The 16,099-nt window shown below is 39.6% G+C and carries 13 protein-coding genes; 8 read left to right on the top strand and 5 right to left on the bottom strand.

What is annotated here, in order from left to right:
• Positions 1 to 6: 6 nt before the first annotated feature.
• Positions 7 to 837, bottom strand: coding sequence for an AraC family transcriptional regulator (locus AAEU31_RS06095; protein ID WP_421966772.1), 831 nt, complete (start codon positions 835 to 837; stop codon positions 7 to 9).
• Between the two features lie 264 nt (positions 838 to 1,101).
• On the opposite strand from AAEU31_RS06095, the gene AAEU31_RS06090 reads away from it, so the two are divergent.
• Complete coding sequence (locus tag AAEU31_RS06090) at positions 1,102 to 1,956, top strand: DUF417 family protein (protein WP_421966771.1); 855 nt, start codon at positions 1,102 to 1,104, stop codon at positions 1,954 to 1,956.
• A 37-nt stretch (positions 1,957 to 1,993) separates the two neighbouring features.
• Here AAEU31_RS06090 and AAEU31_RS06085 read toward each other — a convergent pair whose 3' ends face one another.
• The 4 genes from AAEU31_RS06085 to AAEU31_RS06070 all read right to left on the bottom strand — a co-directional run bounded on the left by AAEU31_RS06085 (position 1,994) and on the right by AAEU31_RS06070 (position 5,733).
• Entirely contained in the window at positions 1,994 to 2,839 is an 846-nt protein-coding gene (locus tag AAEU31_RS06085; protein ID WP_421966782.1) for an alcohol dehydrogenase catalytic domain-containing protein, read from the bottom strand.
• 184 nt (positions 2,840 to 3,023) lie between these two features.
• On the bottom strand, positions 3,024 to 4,085 hold the full coding sequence (locus AAEU31_RS06080) for a fatty acid desaturase family protein (protein ID WP_421966770.1): 1,062 nt from the start codon (positions 4,083 to 4,085) through the stop codon (positions 3,024 to 3,026).
• Positions 4,082 to 5,125, bottom strand: coding sequence for a flavin reductase family protein (locus AAEU31_RS06075; RefSeq protein ID WP_421966769.1), 1,044 nt, complete (start codon positions 5,123 to 5,125; stop codon positions 4,082 to 4,084). The genes AAEU31_RS06080 and AAEU31_RS06075 overlap by 4 nt, the downstream gene beginning before the upstream one ends.
• Positions 5,126 to 5,520: 395 nt before the next feature.
• Positions 5,521 to 5,733 carry a DUF2061 domain-containing protein gene (locus tag AAEU31_RS06070; RefSeq protein ID WP_421966768.1) on the bottom strand — a complete coding sequence of 71 codons (213 nt, stop codon included), beginning with the start codon at positions 5,731 to 5,733 and terminating at the stop codon, positions 5,521 to 5,523.
• Positions 5,734 to 6,206: 473 nt separating this feature from the next.
• Between AAEU31_RS06070 and AAEU31_RS06065 the strand changes: the two genes are divergently transcribed.
• From AAEU31_RS06065 to AAEU31_RS06035, 7 genes are all read left to right on the top strand, one after another.
• Positions 6,207 to 6,779: a cytochrome b gene (locus AAEU31_RS06065; protein WP_235383456.1), complete on the top strand. Its 573-nt coding sequence runs from the start codon at positions 6,207 to 6,209 to the stop codon at positions 6,777 to 6,779.
• A gap of 278 nt (positions 6,780 to 7,057) precedes the next feature.
• Complete coding sequence (gene bla / locus AAEU31_RS06060; protein WP_135926802.1) at positions 7,058 to 7,807, top strand: subclass B1 metallo-beta-lactamase; 750 nt, start codon at positions 7,058 to 7,060, stop codon at positions 7,805 to 7,807.
• 232 nt (positions 7,808 to 8,039) lie between these two features.
• Positions 8,040 to 10,730: a TonB-dependent receptor gene (locus AAEU31_RS06055; protein WP_421966767.1), complete on the top strand. Its 2,691-nt coding sequence runs from the start codon at positions 8,040 to 8,042 to the stop codon at positions 10,728 to 10,730.
• Between the two features lie 66 nt (positions 10,731 to 10,796).
• On the top strand, positions 10,797 to 11,573 hold the full coding sequence (locus AAEU31_RS06050; protein ID WP_063528323.1) for a family 16 glycosylhydrolase: 777 nt from the start codon (positions 10,797 to 10,799) through the stop codon (positions 11,571 to 11,573).
• A 37-nt stretch (positions 11,574 to 11,610) separates the two neighbouring features.
• Positions 11,611 to 14,142 (top strand): glycoside hydrolase family 3 protein, encoded by a 2,532-nt coding sequence (locus tag AAEU31_RS06045; protein WP_421966766.1) that lies wholly within the window; start codon positions 11,611 to 11,613, stop codon positions 14,140 to 14,142.
• 144 nt (positions 14,143 to 14,286) lie between these two features.
• Positions 14,287 to 15,258 carry a sensor histidine kinase gene (locus tag AAEU31_RS06040; protein ID WP_421966765.1) on the top strand — a complete coding sequence of 324 codons (972 nt, stop codon included), beginning with the start codon at positions 14,287 to 14,289 and terminating at the stop codon, positions 15,256 to 15,258.
• Positions 15,255 to 16,043 carry a LytR/AlgR family response regulator transcription factor gene (locus AAEU31_RS06035; protein ID WP_421966764.1) on the top strand — a complete coding sequence of 263 codons (789 nt, stop codon included), beginning with the start codon at positions 15,255 to 15,257 and terminating at the stop codon, positions 16,041 to 16,043. The genes AAEU31_RS06040 and AAEU31_RS06035 overlap by 4 nt, the downstream gene beginning before the upstream one ends.
• The last annotated feature ends 56 nt before the right edge of the window (positions 16,044 to 16,099 follow it).

Here is a 16,099-nt window from a genome sequence, read left to right as displayed (position 1 = left end):
TTAGCTCTATCTACGAGCCCATTGCAGTTGAAATTGTTTTGGTGTCATACCGAATACTCGTTTGAAGTTACGATTGAGGTGGCTGGCATCTGCAAAGCCAGATTCAACCGCCACGCTGGTGGCATCGCGGCCAACTTGTAACGCTCTACGGGCATAATTAATACGACAGTTCAAAACATATTGATGTGGAGTAATACCGAAGTGCTCGCGAAAGCGGCGGATAAAATGAAACTTAGACATAGTGGCAGCATGGGCAATGTCATCAATAGAAATGTCATTGTCGATATTTGCCAAAATGTAGTCTTTTGCGCGCAGTAGTAAGCTATCAACACGGGTGTTTAAAGTTGGCAAATCAAGGTTGCCATTGAGCCTTACTAAAGACTGCGCCATTTGCAATAGCGCAGCTTCTCGCTCTATTTTGCTGGTGCTATTGGTTTGTAAAAGCCTCGATAAGTTAATCACTTGATTACGCAGTAATGGATCAGCATACAAGGTGTTTGCCATACGTAATGTGCAATCTTGCTTATACCCAAGCGCTTTGAACAACGGCTGAAATTCATCGGGATGAATGTACAGCATTAGATACTCTAGGTTTTGCTCAGTGCCAGAGTGACCATCGTGAATATCTTCAGGATTAAACAAAATGACATTGCCAGGTACGCTTTTATAAAACGCATTACGACAAAAGAAATCTTGCCGCCCCTGTAGGGTAATACCAATTGAATACTCTTCGTGAGCATGTTTTGCATAGGTAAAATCACTCATAGTCGCAGTCAACATCGAGATGCTCTGATGCTGTTCGTTGTTAATGTACTTAAAGTGATTGTCTTTGCTCACAGATGCTCCTGAAGGTTGTGCGCTTCGTTATTATTCCTACGCCAATATAGCGAAGCAGGCAACCAAAAAACTTGAACAAAATTGCTGATATTGAATTAAGGAGATTAATTTTTAACTAAATAACAGCAAATAGCAGTGATGATTTTATTTATTTTTCAATTTCTTATAAATCGTTCCGGTCTGGCTTTTCTTATATTTGATTTTAGTGTGAATGTTTTTATCCCTAACTTGGGTCTTTTAAATAAGCAGTAAAGTGGGGTTTAAATGAATTTACGTACAGCAAATAATTTAGTGGTTGCACTTATCACTATCAGTTTTTCGTTATTGGGCTTGTCTTTTATCTTAGGGGCAAACCCCAATGCCATTGGCAGTATATTTTCGTTTTATGCTTTAGACGCTCAGGTGCCTGCTCATTTAATGAGTTTGATAGCAGGCTTTGCATTTTGTTTTGTTGGCATTACCAGCCTTCATTCACATTTGGGGTTTATTAATAAAGCGCTTCCGACCGTCACCGCACTTGCTATCTCACTGGTATGTTTAATAACTCTGTTTGGCGCTAACCGTTGGCTTGAAAGTGAAGGGGGCTTCCCTGTGATTGGTTCGGGGCAGGGGATCATTAAGTATTTTGCTGTTATTCCACTGTTTATATTTGTGTTTTACAAAGATGCTTTAACTGATAAAGCGCATATTGCTTTGAATTATGCATCGGTGGCATTAGTGCTGGTTTGGATTGGCGCCATGAAGTTTTTTGCTTTTGAAGCGAAGGGAATTGTGAGCCTTGTAGAAACATCGCCGTTTATGTCGTGGTTGTATCAGGTTTTTAGTGTGCAGGGTGCATCGAATGTTATTGGCGTGTTTGATATTGTCAGTGTGCTGTTGCTTTGTGTTGGCTTGTTAATTAAGAACAACAAACTAATAGTGTTAGCTGGGCTTGCCTGCTGTGCTGTTTTTATCATGACACAAACGTTTTTAATTACCGCACCGAATGCGCTTAGCAGTACAACCGTTTTAGCTGGACTTGGTCAATTTGTGATTAAAGATCTGTGGTTTATTGCGAACTTAGTGATTATCTATCACTTAGCTGTAATTAATAAAACACCTAATCAGACAGCAGAATAAAATAATAAGGCCTCATTAGAGGCCTTTAAAATGAGAACTAAACAACGACAACGGCTTTTTGCTTTTGAATTCTAGAAAACTCAAGCGCATCGTTGAGATTGTTAAATTCAAAGTCAGTAGGTTCTTCAACATTTAAAGTACCCGAAGCAATGTCATTAAGGAGCTTTTCTCCATCACTTACAAGGCGTTGCCATTGCTGTGTATCGCCATAATCATGTAATGCACCAAGGGCAATCTCGTGATAAGAAATAGTGCGCGTAAATGGCTCATCTACGGGTGTTTCAATACGTCCTAATATACTGATCACATGGCCATTTGCTTTTAGGAGTGGCACTAACTTTTTAGCTTCTTCAGGGCCGTTAGCATCAAAGAGTGCAAAGTAGCCACCTTCAGAAGGCGCGTCGCGTAATACTAACTTAACGCCAAGTTTTTCAGCTTGTTCTGTCGTTAAGCTTTTTGATAATGCATGAACTTCAAAGCCACTGTGGTTCAGCATTTGCGTCAGTAGTTTATTAACAGCCCCCATGCCGGTAACTAATACTTTTTCGCCTTTGCGTAATGGTATTTTGCTAAAGGCTTGCCATGCAGTAAGAAGTGGGCAAGGCAATGCAGCAGCAACATTAGCAGCTAACTCTTTTGGTACCTGCATAACACGTTCAGCATAAAGCACCGCGTGTTTAGCAAAGCTGCCGTTTTCACTCAAGCTGTGATGATAAGCGACGGTTTTACCAATTAGTTTAGTGTCGACGCCATCGCCAACTTGCTCAACAACCCCAGCACCGTCTACGCCTGGCGTGTGTGTATCTGGCCAATTAATAGGATTGGCTTGGATAAACTTCCAATCAACTGGATTGATACCAATTGCAAGGTTGCGGACTAAAATTTGCCCTGCTTTTAGTGCTGGTACATCTTAAGGGATGATTGAATAGCGATATTATTGCGAGGAAAGTCTTTGCGAAAAACAGCAAGGATAACAAAACACCTTTGTCATTTTTGCAAAGGTGTTTTAATCGTTAGGATTAGCTTTAATAATAGAAACGCCAGCATAATGCACTGGCGTTTTTGAATTACGGAAAAGAGTAGCGCACAATTCGTTTTACTACAGAAAAGTACTGGCGAAAGAAGCCGCCGGTATTGTAGTGGATGCCGTGTTCTTTAAAGATAGCTTGTACCTTAGGGGCTATTTCACGGTAGCGCTTTGCGGGTAAGTCTGGGAATAAGTGGTGCTCTATTTGATAGCTCAAGTGCCCAGTCATTACATGAAACAGGTTACCCCCTTTGATATTTGATGAGCCCAACGCTTGGCGGTAATACCACTGACCTTGCGATTCATTTTCGCAGTCTTGCTGGTTAAATGTTTCAACTTCACCGGTAAAGTGCCCGCAAAATATAATGGTTGAGGTCCATAGGTTACGTAATAAATTAGCCGCTAGGTTACCTGTGAAAACCCACAAAAATAAAGGCCCAGCAAGCAGTGGAAAGAGCAGGTAGTCTTTCACTAACTGGCGTGCTCCTTTACTAAAAAAGCGTTTTTTCAGTTCGCTGTGCGGTACTTTGTAATCGCGGTCATCTTTTTTCTTGCCAAAAAACACCCGCTCGGCTGCCATTTCATGGTACGACACTCCCCATTGGAACAGCACACTGAGTAATAGGTAAGTAACAAATTGCCACAGGTTTTTTACCCGCCAACGAAAGTCATTCGATAAGCGCAGTAATCCATAACCGAAGTCGCGATCTTTACCAATAATATTGGTATAGGTGTGGTGCTCGTAGTTGTGAACACGGTTCCAACTAGCCCCATCGCACGCTATATCCCACTCGTAAGACTTTGAATTTATGTATTTATCATTCATCCAGTCGTATTGGCCATGCATCACATTGTGGCCAATTTCCATGTTATCGAGGATTTTTGCTGTGGCTAAACTAAGCACACCCACGAGCCATAAAGCAGGCTGAATAAAGCCTAGCATTAATAAAATTCGGCCACTCCATTCAAACATTCGCTGGCAAACAATAACGCGTCGAATGTATTTCGCGTCTTGCTCACCGAGTTTTGATTTTACATCTGCCTTAACGCTATCGAGTTGAGCTGCTAATTTTTCAAAATTGACTGTTTTTGTTGTGTTCATGCTGATAACTCCACGTCACTGACTGGTTGCGATATGCAAAGTTGAATTAATTGCTCTGAGCTATCAGAGAGCTCACCGGTACGAATATCACGCACGATGCCTTGCTTTTTAACGCACTGGCATTGATGGCAAATGCCCATACCACAGCCAACTGTCACCGGTTGCTTATTCGCTTGTAAGTGAGAAAGCAGGGTTTGTTGGTTATCAATAGTGAATGTTTTGCCCTGATGAGTGAGAGTTAATTCGTGCTTATCAGTGGTTGCTAAAACAGCAGGGACTGCACTGAAATGCTCACTATTTATAGGTGTATCTAACTGTTCAGCTAAAGTGGCTGCTTGGTTATACAAAGAAGTTGGGCCGCATACTAACCAGTGTTTATGCGCATTTGGTGTCAGCCATGTCGTCGCATCGCCATCTTTGCTGCGCTCAAGTAAGTGGTAATCAAAATTGCTCAGTGATTGTTTTAGTTGCTCAAGCTCATCTTTAAGCCAGTGGCTGTTTGGTTTTGCGTAATAAAGCAAGGTTATGGTTTTTTTGCTATCAGCGGGTATAGATTTAAGCATTGCTATAAATGGCGTAATGCCAGAACCACCGGCAAGCATAATTAAAGAGCGAGCAGTATTTGGCATAACAAACTGGCCTTTAGGCTCAGAAATATTAAGCCATTGCCCAGACTTCAGACTAGTTAGCTTTGATGTTAACGCGCCTATCTCTTGACTGCGGATCAGTAACCTAATTTGACCTTGCTGTTTTGCCATGTGTGGTTCGCTGGCTATAGTAAATACACGCGTTAGTAATCGCCCATTTGTTTGTATAGTTAACGCAATATGCTGGCCTGCTTGATGAATTGGCCATGCTTTTTCTGGTTCAAGAACCAGCTCAACACTTTGTTCAGCAAACACTTGTACGTGTTTTACTTGTGCACGAAAGTAGCCTTCTCGCCAGCCAGGTTTAAAGCACTGGATCACAGGTTCCCAGTATCCAGCCCATGATTGATGATGTAATAAGTGTTTTGATAATGAATTAAATAACGCGCTCATTTTTTCGCCTTAGCTTACAGGTGTACGCTCAATTAGCGCACAAGTGTAAGTCGAAAAGTGATAATTGCAAGTCTAATTTGAGTATTAGCTCTAAATTGACGGAGCTATATGCAACTTTTAAGAATTTAAAATGTGATAAGGAGAGCTTTAGGAATAGCTGCTTTTTTTAATTCATAGGGATATGCTTGATAGGTTCAGCTCATGCAGGTAATTATTAAGGGAAGTGAGAGTGTAGAGCTCATTTACAGGACGTGTTTGAATTTGGCTATAAAGCTTAACAACAATAGCCAGTTTAGTTTGCAGCTTTGCCACTGGCCCTAGTGGCAAAGCTAAATTGACAGTTTGAGATGTAAGATGGGGTATTCGTTGCTTTGTGAGTCAATTCAACCTAATTATTATGCAAACATTATCCCATCTGGGTTTTGTTTGAAGCTATCCTTACTCTCTAGATTGCGCCACACCTTTTCGTGAAAGTAAAACGCAACCGTATTGACCGCAGGCTCAACAATGGCAACCAAGCCACCAATTAAAAAACTATCTGTTAAAAAGTAGGTCACTGTAAACGCGATTGTGAAGTGCATTATTGCAAAAGTAACTGTTTTAATCATTTTGAATACCCTAACTCTCATAATTTGATGAGTTTAGTATTGATCATTATTTTTAATCTTTAAAATGGAATAAAAAGATTATTGCAATCGGAAAAGTGGATTGTAATTTTCACGGTAATGCTCAGGAAGTTTTATTTCAAAGTCTACGAACTCAAATAGAAGTAGATGGTGAGAGTTGTTCGGAAATATGCTTGTCAGGTGGGGCAATAAACTGCGTATTGCTCACGACAATTTAAGGCGGATCTTGAGGGCTATAAAGAGTAGTAAGCTTATATAATTAAATGACTTAAGTTTATTTTAAGTTTAAACAAGTACAGTAGAGTTTCGCTAATAAGTAAACAAGATATTTTTAGATAGCTCATTTTTTGTTTTAGATCATTACAGCAAGAGCGCTCAAAGGATAGCTTAATTGTGAGTCTATATTACGTATAAATTGGGCACTTATCTAAAGGCGTTTTTACTAAAGAGGCATTATGAATATTAAAAATACAACGACTCATTACAATACTTTTTCTATTGTATTGCACTGGCTTATGTTTATTTTAATCGTCACTGTTTTTGGCAGTATTGAATTGCGCGAGTTGTTTGATAAAGGTACAGAAACCCGCGACGCTTTTAAAATGTGGCATTTTATGTTGGGTTTATCTGTTTTAGCCCTAGTAAGTATAAGGTTAGTGGTGCGTGTACTGGCAGGCTCAACGCCTGCGATAAAACCTGAGCCCGCAAAGTGGCAAAATACATTGGCTAAACTAGTGCACCTTGCGCTCTATGTCTTCATGATTGCAATGCCAATAGCTGGTTGGCTGATATTGAGTATGGCTGGTAAAGCAGTGCCATTTTTTGGCTTAGAGCTTCCTCCTTTAGCAAGTGAAAATAAAGACCTTGCTAAAACGATTAAAGAATTACACGAGACAGTGGGTGAAGTTGGCTACTACTTAATAGGTATACATGCCGCTGCTGCATTAGTTCACCATTACTTTTTGGCAGATAACACCTTAAAACGTATGTTACCTCTAAAAAGTGAACATTTAGATAAGTCTGAGTAGTTAAACCTTGATGCCACATACCATGATTTATCGTGTTATGTTTATGGCGCAAAGAGCCACTATTGCCACTTTCTTCAATCACACTGAAGAGAATTAGTTAGCGAACATCGTAAAAGCTATAACCGACTAATTCTCATACTCGCTTTCTAAATCACTAAAAAATAGTACTACTTCTTATAGACTTACAAATAAATAGTGCTTCATAATTATATTCCTACCTATTGGTAGTTTTTATTATAATTTATTTTTTTGGTCTTAATTTAGGGATATATAGAGCGATGATGAAATTTAGGATGCTCGGTTATTTTGTTTTTTTTCTTTTAATATGTAGTTTTCATGGTGCAGCGCAAGATAGCAAGCCTAATCAAGTCACTATCACTGCGCTAGATGAAGGGGTGTGGCTGCATACATCTTATTATACTTACCCAAATGGTACACGATTTCCTTCAAATGGTTTAATTGTTAAAGAAGGAGATAGTTTGACACTTATCGACACTGCGTGGGGAGAGTTACTCACTTTAGATCTTCTCGAAGCAATACACTCTGAAATTAAACTGCCAGTAAGCAAAGCATTTGTTACACATGCCCACGGCGACCGAGCTGCAGGAGTTGATGTACTTGAATCTAAGGGGATCGATGTTTTTGCCCATCCATTAACTGTTCAGCTAACGACAGAGCAAGGAGCGGCAGTGCCAAACAATACTATTAAAGAGCTTAAAGAAGCAGGCTCAGTTGTTAAATTTGGCTCACTTGAGTTGTTTTATCCAGGGGCTGGGCATGCAATGGACAATGTTATGGCATGGTTACCTGAAAAAAGAATTTTATTTGGTGGTTGTGCGGTTCGATCACTTCAGTCATCATCTGTTGGTAACTTAGTTCATGGCGACATTCATTCTTGGCTAAATATTACAAAGCAATTAAATAAACAATTTAAAAGCGCAGTGATGGTTGTTCCTGGGCATGGTGATGTAGGCGGATATGAGTTGCTCTCTCATACAGAAAAATTAATATCCGATCACCTTAAATAGACATTGATGATGGTGGCTTTAAACTAAATCTGAACAGTTTAAAGCCCCTTTATTTCCTTGTGGTCTGCGCTCAAAAAGTACGTAAAATCCAACGTGAAAGTAACTTTAAATTCGCTTTGTATTATTTCAAACTCGTCTTGCCGAATTTGACTGGTAATGAAAAATGAACCTGCAGATACTGTTAATTAAAAGTAAATACTTTTAAATTTGAACACACATCTAAAGGTTGAATATGCACACAATAAATAAAAAGGCATTAGCAGTTGCTGTCGCTTTAGCTTGCTCATTACCTGTACATGCACAAAACGAAAATCAGCAGGATATTGACAATAAAGTATCAAAAGAGCCGCAAAGTGGCTTAGAAATCATTTCTGTTACGGCAACAAAACGCAAAACAAAGTTGATGGAAACACCGGTAGCAATTACGGCGTTAACAGAAGCTGAGCTTAAAAAAAATGGTGTTAATAATATTAAGGATATTGCGAACCTTGTTCCTAGCCTTGATATTTCAACAGCAACTGACCAATCAGCACCCGTTATTTCAATGCGCGGGGTACGCTCAACCAATCTAACAGAGCTAGGTGATCCAGCGGTTGGTGTGCACTTAGATGGTGTGTATTCACCGAGAATGCAAGGTGCGCTTGCATTGATGTACGATATTGACCGTGTTGAAGCATTACGTGGTCCTCAAGGCACCTTATTCGGCCGAAATTCTACGGTTGGTAGTATTAATGTTATATCTGCAAAGCCACAATTTGAAAATTTCTTTGGCAATGTGAATGTTGAGGCAGGTAAGTACAACAGCAAAAACATTGATGGCGTTGTTAATATTCCTATTAACGAGGAATTTGCAGTTCGTTTCGCAGCAAAAGGTTTGAAGCGTGATTCTTATTTAGAAGGCTACTATGATCCTAACCAGTACGATACTCGCAGGCTTTCTGATGATGTATTAAATGCACCTGTAATATCAGAAGACTCTTATCAAGGTGTTGGTCAAACTGTTACTCAAAGAGAAAACTGGTGGATTGATGGTGCTGGTACCGATCCAGAAGCACAAAAAGTTCGTGCATTAACACCTGCAGATAAAAGTGATTTTTATAACAATGCAGATGAATATTCATTCCGTGTGAGTACACTTTGGGAGCCATTAAATGGTAATTTCTCAAACCATACGGTGTTCCAAAAGTACGTAAATAACAGCAACAATAATCTTGATTTAGTTAACTGTGATAAGTTAAGAGGACGTCCAGCTGAAATGGGGGGCGATTGCTCAAATTTCTTGCCAAGTGACAACACTTATCAAGCGGTTGTGAATGTTCCTGGACAATTAGATTTAGACATCACTTATCTTCGCAACACATTAAATTATAACCTAAATGACGAATACAATATCGTTTGGTTGATGGGTTATGAAGACATGAAAAGAGAGTCAGCACAAGACAGTGAAGTAGGTCTTGACCCATGGGATGGTGCAACCTACTTTTTAAACGGCACTGGGGCTGAATCGTTTTCAACAGAATTACAACTTCAATCTGATGAATATGGTGACTTCATATGGATTGTAGGGGCAAACTACTTCCACGAAAAAACCACAACCGTGGGTTATTATGATAATCCAATGGATGATAAAGCGTTTTGGGATCAACCTGATCGCTCAACAGATGCATTTGCCATTTTTGGTCAAGGAACATACAAACTAACCGAGAAGTTACATGCAACTTTAGGCTATCGTTTTAGTGATGAAACTAAGCAAGACAAAGGCGGCAGAACGTATCGATGCTCAAATGCCGATGGGTGTGCTGTAGGTTGGTTAAATAGAACAGACCTAAACAATCTGCCAGTCGACTATTACGAAGACCCATCTATATATGCGTCTTACTTTGAAAATGACAACAAAGGAAGCTGGCAACATCATGACTTCCGTGTTGGCTTAGATTATGACATTTCATCAGAAACCATGCTGTATGCATATTTAGCGAGTGGCTTTAAAGCGGGTGGTATTGGTGATGTATACGAAGTAGTTAACGATAGAACCGGTGATGTTACCCGGTTTGAAACGAAGTTTGATCCAGAAGAAGTATTAACGTGGGAGCTAGGGGCTAAATCAAGCTTTTTTGATAACTCACTGAATTTAAAAGCTGCTTTTTTCTATACAGACTATACAGATATGCAATACGCATCGGTTGGTTCGATCGGTAATGTTGAACGCTTATCAGTGGTGGAAGATGATAACGGAACACCGATTTTAGGTGATGATGGCGAGCCTCTTCTTGATTATCAAAATCAACCTGTGATTGCGTATTACACTCAGAATGTTCCAGCATCAACAATTAAAGGTATTGAATTTGAATTTGACTGGAAGCCATATCCAAATGGTCGCATTACAGGTTATGTAACTTGGACTGATGCTAAAATTACGGAAGATTGGAATACTAAGTGGGATTATGATTCAGAGTATCTATTTGATATCTCTTATGAAGAATCAAAAGATCCAGAAAACACATTGTTAGCGACAAACCTCAAAGGTAACAACCTAGCAATGACACCTAAATACACAGCGAATATTAGTTATACGCATACGTTCAATTTAGGTGAGTATGGCTTTATTCATGGTTGGTTTAACGCAAGTTGGAAAGATAAATCGTATTCAACGGTGTGGAATCTTGATAAACATTTAGATGATATGGATTTTGCAGTTTCAGACGAAGCGACAAAATATATTGATGATAGCCGAGATGCATTCGCCGTTTATAACGCATCTTTGAAATATGAGCCTCAAAGCCAAAAATGGTATGCGGAGTTATTCATTAACAACGCTTCTGATGAGACCATTCAATATTGGAACAACACAAGTAAAGGTGTACCAAAAGGTAGTTTTGGCATGCCGAGATACTGTGGTGTTAGAGCCGGTTTCTCATTTTAACCTTACGATTAAGCGCTCTCATATTGCTCAGCAATATGAGAGCTAACCAGATTAAGAAGCAAAAAAATGAAAAAATTATGGCTACCTCTAGCAACTTTATGTGTTACTTTTTTATCCCCTAGTTTAAGTGCAAACTACTTCAAAGATAACTTTTCTTGGGGATACAACACGAGTATTTGGACTGCACGACAAGGTGACAATGGCACGCCATTTGGGTGCTCCTTTGAGCCTAATATGCAAAGCCCCAGCGAGCATGGCTTAACACTAACATTATCGCAAGGCACATGCTCAGAATTACAGAGCAATCAGTTTTACAGTTATGGCAAGGTACAAGGTCGATTAAAGTCAGGCAATGTTGCTGGTACGGTTTCATCGATATTCACTTATACCTCATGGTGGGATAGTCCAGGTCGAGCATGGCAAGAAATAGACATTGAATTGCTGCCCTCACTTGGTAATGTTGTACATACAAATATTATCTATCAACCGCAAGGTGGTTTATATCAAAGCTGGGAACAAGACATCGATTTAAGCCAATTTGGGCTTGATTACCGTGAAAATCTGCTCATGATAGGCTTTGATTGGTCTAGCAGTGTTATTCGTTGGTATCTGTATGATGCCAATGGCCAAGAGCAAACTATTCGTACCGTTTATAAAGATAATGGCGATGGTGTGCTGGCAAATAATGAGATACCCGCATACGCTTGGCCTGTTGATAACACCAAAATTATGATTAATCACTGGCACGGCGATAACTCACAAGAAGCCAATTACTTTCCTGGGCAATATTATGGTGCTTCATCTTGGGTATATTATGATTTTATTGAATACATACCTAACTAACTATTTATTTTTCAACGTGTTGTATTATAGGTTTTAAATGTCTAGATTTAAATTTTCACCATTATTATTAAGCCCATTGGTTCTTATTGGGCTTGTTTATAGTCATCTTTCACATGCCATCGACAGCGAACAGGTAAACTGGCCTGATGTAAACACTAAACTCAAACAAGACCCTGCTGTTGAGAAGCAAATTGATGAGCTCATTGAAGGAATGACAATTGAGCAAAAAGTAGCACAAATGGTTCAACCTGAAATAGGCTATTTAAGTGTCGAACAGATGCGCAAGTATGGCTTTGGATCGTACTTAAATGGTGGTAACACCGCGCCTTATGGTAATAAACGTGCCTCGATGAAACAGTGGCTTCAATATGCCGATGAGATGTATCAGGCATCAGTAGATGCATCGATAGATGGAAGCGCAATTCCGACGGTTTGGGGCACAGATGCAATGCATGGACATAGCAATGTTTATGGAGCTACGTTATTTCCACATAACATAGGTTTAGGTGCAACCAGAGATAAAGAGCTAATTAAACGCATTGGTCAAGCGACAGCAAAAGAAGTTGCTGCAACCGGAATAGAATGGAGTTTTGCGCCTACTGTCGCAGTGGTCAGAGACGATCGGTGGGGCAGAACATATGAGAGTTATTCTGAGAACCCTGATTTAGTTAAAGATTACGCAGGCGAAATGGTTGTAGGTATTCAGGGAAGCATCAACAATGATTTCTTAACAGGAACAAATCGTATTGCAACAGCAAAGCACTTTGTTGGTGATGGTGGAACTGAGCGTGGTATAGACCGTGGCAACACTATTATTGATGAAAAAGGTTTGAGAGATATTCATAGTCCTGGCTATTTTTCAGCAATAAATGAAGGTGTTCAGTCAGTTATGGCATCTTTTAATAGCTGGAACGGTCAACGTGTGCACGGTGATAAATACTTGCTAACAGAGGTACTTAAAAAGCAAATGGGCTTTGATGGCTTTGTTGTCAGTGACTGGAATGCTCACAAATTTGTTGAGGGTTGTGATTTAGAGCAATGTGCTGCAGCTATCAATGCAGGTGTTGATGTTATTATGGTTCCAGAGCACTTTGAAGCCTTTTATCACAACACGGTTGCGCAAGTGAAAGAGGGTACTATTTCTGAAGAAAGAATTAATGATGCTGTTCGACGTTTTTTAAGAGCGAAGATCAGATGGGGCTTATTCTCAAGAGGTAAACCATCAAGCCGATCTGAATCTCAGCATCCTGAATGGTTAGGTGCTGCCGAGCACCGTGAGCTTGCTAGAGAAGCTGTTCGTAAGTCATTAGTACTATTGAAAAATAATGACCAAATACTGCCAATTAAAGCAACAAGCAAGATACTGGTTGCTGGTGATGGTGCCGATAGTATTGCAAAGCAAGCAGGTGGATGGAGTGTTTCGTGGCAAGGCACAGACAACACCAATGACGACTTTCCAAATGCGACGTCAATTTTTGCTGGCTTAAAGAAGCAAGTTGAAAATGCCGGTGGGCAAATTGAACTAAACGAAGCCGGAAACTACTCGGTCAAACCTGATGTAGCTATTGTTGTTATTGGCGAAGAACCTTATGCAGAGTGGTTTGGTGATATCGAATATCTTGAATATCAGCATAAAACAAAAGCAGATCTAGCATTATTGAAAAAGTTAAAAGCAGACGGCATTGCGGTTGTTACTGTATTTTTGAGCGGTAGACCACTTTGGATAAATAAAGAACTCAATGCATCTGATGCATTTGTTGCTGCATGGTTACCTGGCTCAGAAGGCGAGGGCGTAGCAGATGTTTTATTGACCGATACGAAGGGCAACATTCAACATGATTTTTCAGGTAAGTTGAGCTTTTCATGGCCAAAGTATGACACGCAATACACATTAAACTTAGGTGATGAAAACTATGATCCATTGTTTGCTTACGACTACGGATTAACCTACCAAGATACGGTTAATGTGCCTTTACTGAGTGAAAAAACATCACCTAAAAAGCAAGCTAATGAAGACGCAAAGCCACTGTTTGTTAGAGGCTTAGCAGAGAACTTAGTTTGGCGCTTAAAAGACGCAAATACCGCTGCCATCGAAACAACAGGTTCTTCAGCAACCAGTGGTGATGGTGCTAGTTTGTTAATGCAATCAGTTAACTTGTCTTATCAGGAAGATGCAAGACAATTCATTTGGCGAGCAGGCGCAAAGAAAGCTACTTTGAGCTTAAGCTATCAGCAGCCTGAAGTGCTCAGTGATGCAAGTAAGTCAGCTATTCTTGAACTTAAAATGAGAGTTAACACAGCGCCAAGTAAAGCGACTCAAATACAATTAATGTGTAACAATAACCATTGCATGCGTAACATTAAGTTTGAATCAATAGAAGCCTTGATGAATGATAAGAAATGGCATACGTTAGCGATACCGTTAAATTGTCCATCTGCGTTAAATACTATGACCAAGGTGACAGAGGTGTTAAACGTTTCAGCAAATGCTGCCAGCTTAGCTGTTGCGGATATAGCACTGACTAGTAAACCAAATGCAGATGCTTATTTACTCTCATGCTCTGACTAAATCTTAGTAAAGCTGATGAGCAAGTAATGCCCATCAGCTTTACCTTATGGATTGAATAATTTGAATACTAGTAACCCCCGCAGCCACTTATTTTGGCTGTTTCAGATATGTGGTTGGGTTGTTTACGCAATGCTAACCGAATTAATGATTAAAGTACCAAGTGATGAGCCTTGGACTATCCATATCCCGCATCTGATTATTGATACAATCTGCGGCTTTTTAATTACCCTGTTCCTGCGAAAAGTATTCTCCTATATCAATTTTATTGAGCTAAAACTGAAGATTGCGCTTCATGTTGTCGTTGTTATAACTGCGACGTTAATTTGGACACAAATAAAGTGGATTACGCTGCAGTGGTTTTATGGAAACTTTTGGCAACCAATGACGTGGTTTGACTTTGGTACATGGACGTCGGCGTCATTAACAGTGCTTTCAACATGGGCCGCGTTTTATTATGGGATCAAGATTTATTTAGATAACTTAGAGCAAACGCAAAAAGCAGCTGAAGCCACACACCTAGCAAAAGAGTCACAATTAAAAATGCTGCGTTATCAGCTTAATCCCCACTTTATGTTCAATAGTATAAATGCGATTTGTACATTGATTTTGAAGAAAGAAAGTTTAGAAGCTGTCAAAATGCTCGAAAAACTGTGTGATCTATTGCGCCACAGCTTATATACAGATCCACTTGAGAAGGTAACAATTAAGGAAGAAATTGGCATTCTTAGCAATTATTTAGATATAGAAAAGTGTCGATTTACTGATAAGCTTGTTGTTGATATTTCTGTTGCCGATGGTTGCAACGAGTTGTTGATCCCCTCTATGTTGATTCAACCCCTTGTCGAAAATGCTTTAAAGCATGGCATGTGTTCAAACCAGAAAATGTGTATCACCATTGCAATAGAAAAAACGAAGAGTTTTTTAAATATAAAAGTGTCTGATACTGGTAAGGGATTTGGTGAGGAAAGTACCAACAAAAGAGGTATCGGGTTAGCTAATTGTGAGCAACGTTTAAAGCTAATGTATGGAAAGTCACACCGTATAGAAAAGGGTAACTTAAGCGAAGGTGGCGCTTGGGTATGTATAACATTACCTATGAGTGGTCATAATAAATGATAAAACTAAACACGATACTGGTTGATGATGAATACAGCGCCGTCGAAGGTTTACGTATTCGACTCGAACATTTTCCTGAAATTAATATTGTTGGTAGTGCATGCAGTGTTGACGATGCAATTGAGCTGATAAATAACAAAGAAATAGATTTAATTTTCTTAGACATCGAAATGCCCTCTAAATCAGGTTTTGAATTGATAAAGCATTTTCAACCTGAAGCATGTCCTGCGGTCATCTTTGTCACAGCATTTCATCAACATGCGGTCCAAGCTTTTGAAGTTAGAGCCATCGATTATTTATTAAAACCGGTAAAACTAGATAGACTTGCTGAAGCTATTGAAAGAGTTATAAGTAAAGTAAAGCTATTTCAAAAAAGTGAGTTGATAGCGCTACAACAAGAAGTGAGTAGCAAGTCAGAGCAAAACAAACACTCTGCTAATCAGTCTGATTATAATTTTGACAGTGATCACTTGGTTATCCGGGATTCTAAAAACCCGATTCAAATAATTTCATTCACCGATATTCTTTGGATTGATGCGGCTGGCGATTATATGTGTGTGCACACCGCGACCGATACCCATGTTATGCGAGCAAGATTAAAGGAACTCGAAAGTAATATGCTGCCTGAGGCATTCTTGCGGATCCATAAGTCGACAATTGTTAACTTAGCCTATGTAAGACAGCTTGAGCCATTGCGCAACTCAGAGTACATGGCAACCTTAACTACAGGTAAAACCTTAAAAGTAAGTCGAACCTACAGTAAGCAATTAAAAAAGCTGATTTAAATAAATCGGTGCTGTTTTACAACACCGCGTTATAAACAGCACCTTAGTATGCAGTA

It is taken from the genome of Pseudoalteromonas thalassia (assembly GCF_049257215.1).
Classification (GTDB): domain Bacteria; phylum Pseudomonadota; class Gammaproteobacteria; order Enterobacterales; family Alteromonadaceae; genus Pseudoalteromonas; species Pseudoalteromonas lipolytica_C.
This window is presented reverse-complemented; position numbering and strand designations above follow the sequence as displayed.

Coding starts and splice junctions, on each gene's coding strand:
- AAEU31_RS06090 (WP_421966771.1), top strand. CDS start 1,102: ATGAATTTACGTACAGCAAATAATTTAGTGGTTGCACTTATCACTATC.
- AAEU31_RS06080 (WP_421966770.1), bottom strand. CDS start 4,085: ATGAACACAACAAAAACAGTCAATTTTGAAAAATTAGCAGCTCAACTC.
- AAEU31_RS06075 (WP_421966769.1), bottom strand. CDS start 5,125: ATGAGCGCGTTATTTAATTCATTATCAAAACACTTATTACATCATCAA.
- AAEU31_RS06070 (WP_421966768.1), bottom strand. CDS start 5,733: ATGATTAAAACAGTTACTTTTGCAATAATGCACTTCACAATCGCGTTT.
- AAEU31_RS06065 (WP_235383456.1), top strand. CDS start 6,207: ATGAATATTAAAAATACAACGACTCATTACAATACTTTTTCTATTGTA.
- bla (WP_135926802.1), top strand. CDS start 7,058: ATGATGAAATTTAGGATGCTCGGTTATTTTGTTTTTTTTCTTTTAATA.
- AAEU31_RS06055 (WP_421966767.1), top strand. CDS start 8,040: ATGCACACAATAAATAAAAAGGCATTAGCAGTTGCTGTCGCTTTAGCT.
- AAEU31_RS06050 (WP_063528323.1), top strand. CDS start 10,797: ATGAAAAAATTATGGCTACCTCTAGCAACTTTATGTGTTACTTTTTTA.
- AAEU31_RS06045 (WP_421966766.1), top strand. CDS start 11,611: ATGTCTAGATTTAAATTTTCACCATTATTATTAAGCCCATTGGTTCTT.
- AAEU31_RS06040 (WP_421966765.1), top strand. CDS start 14,287: ATGATTAAAGTACCAAGTGATGAGCCTTGGACTATCCATATCCCGCAT.
- AAEU31_RS06035 (WP_421966764.1), top strand. CDS start 15,255: ATGATAAAACTAAACACGATACTGGTTGATGATGAATACAGCGCCGTC.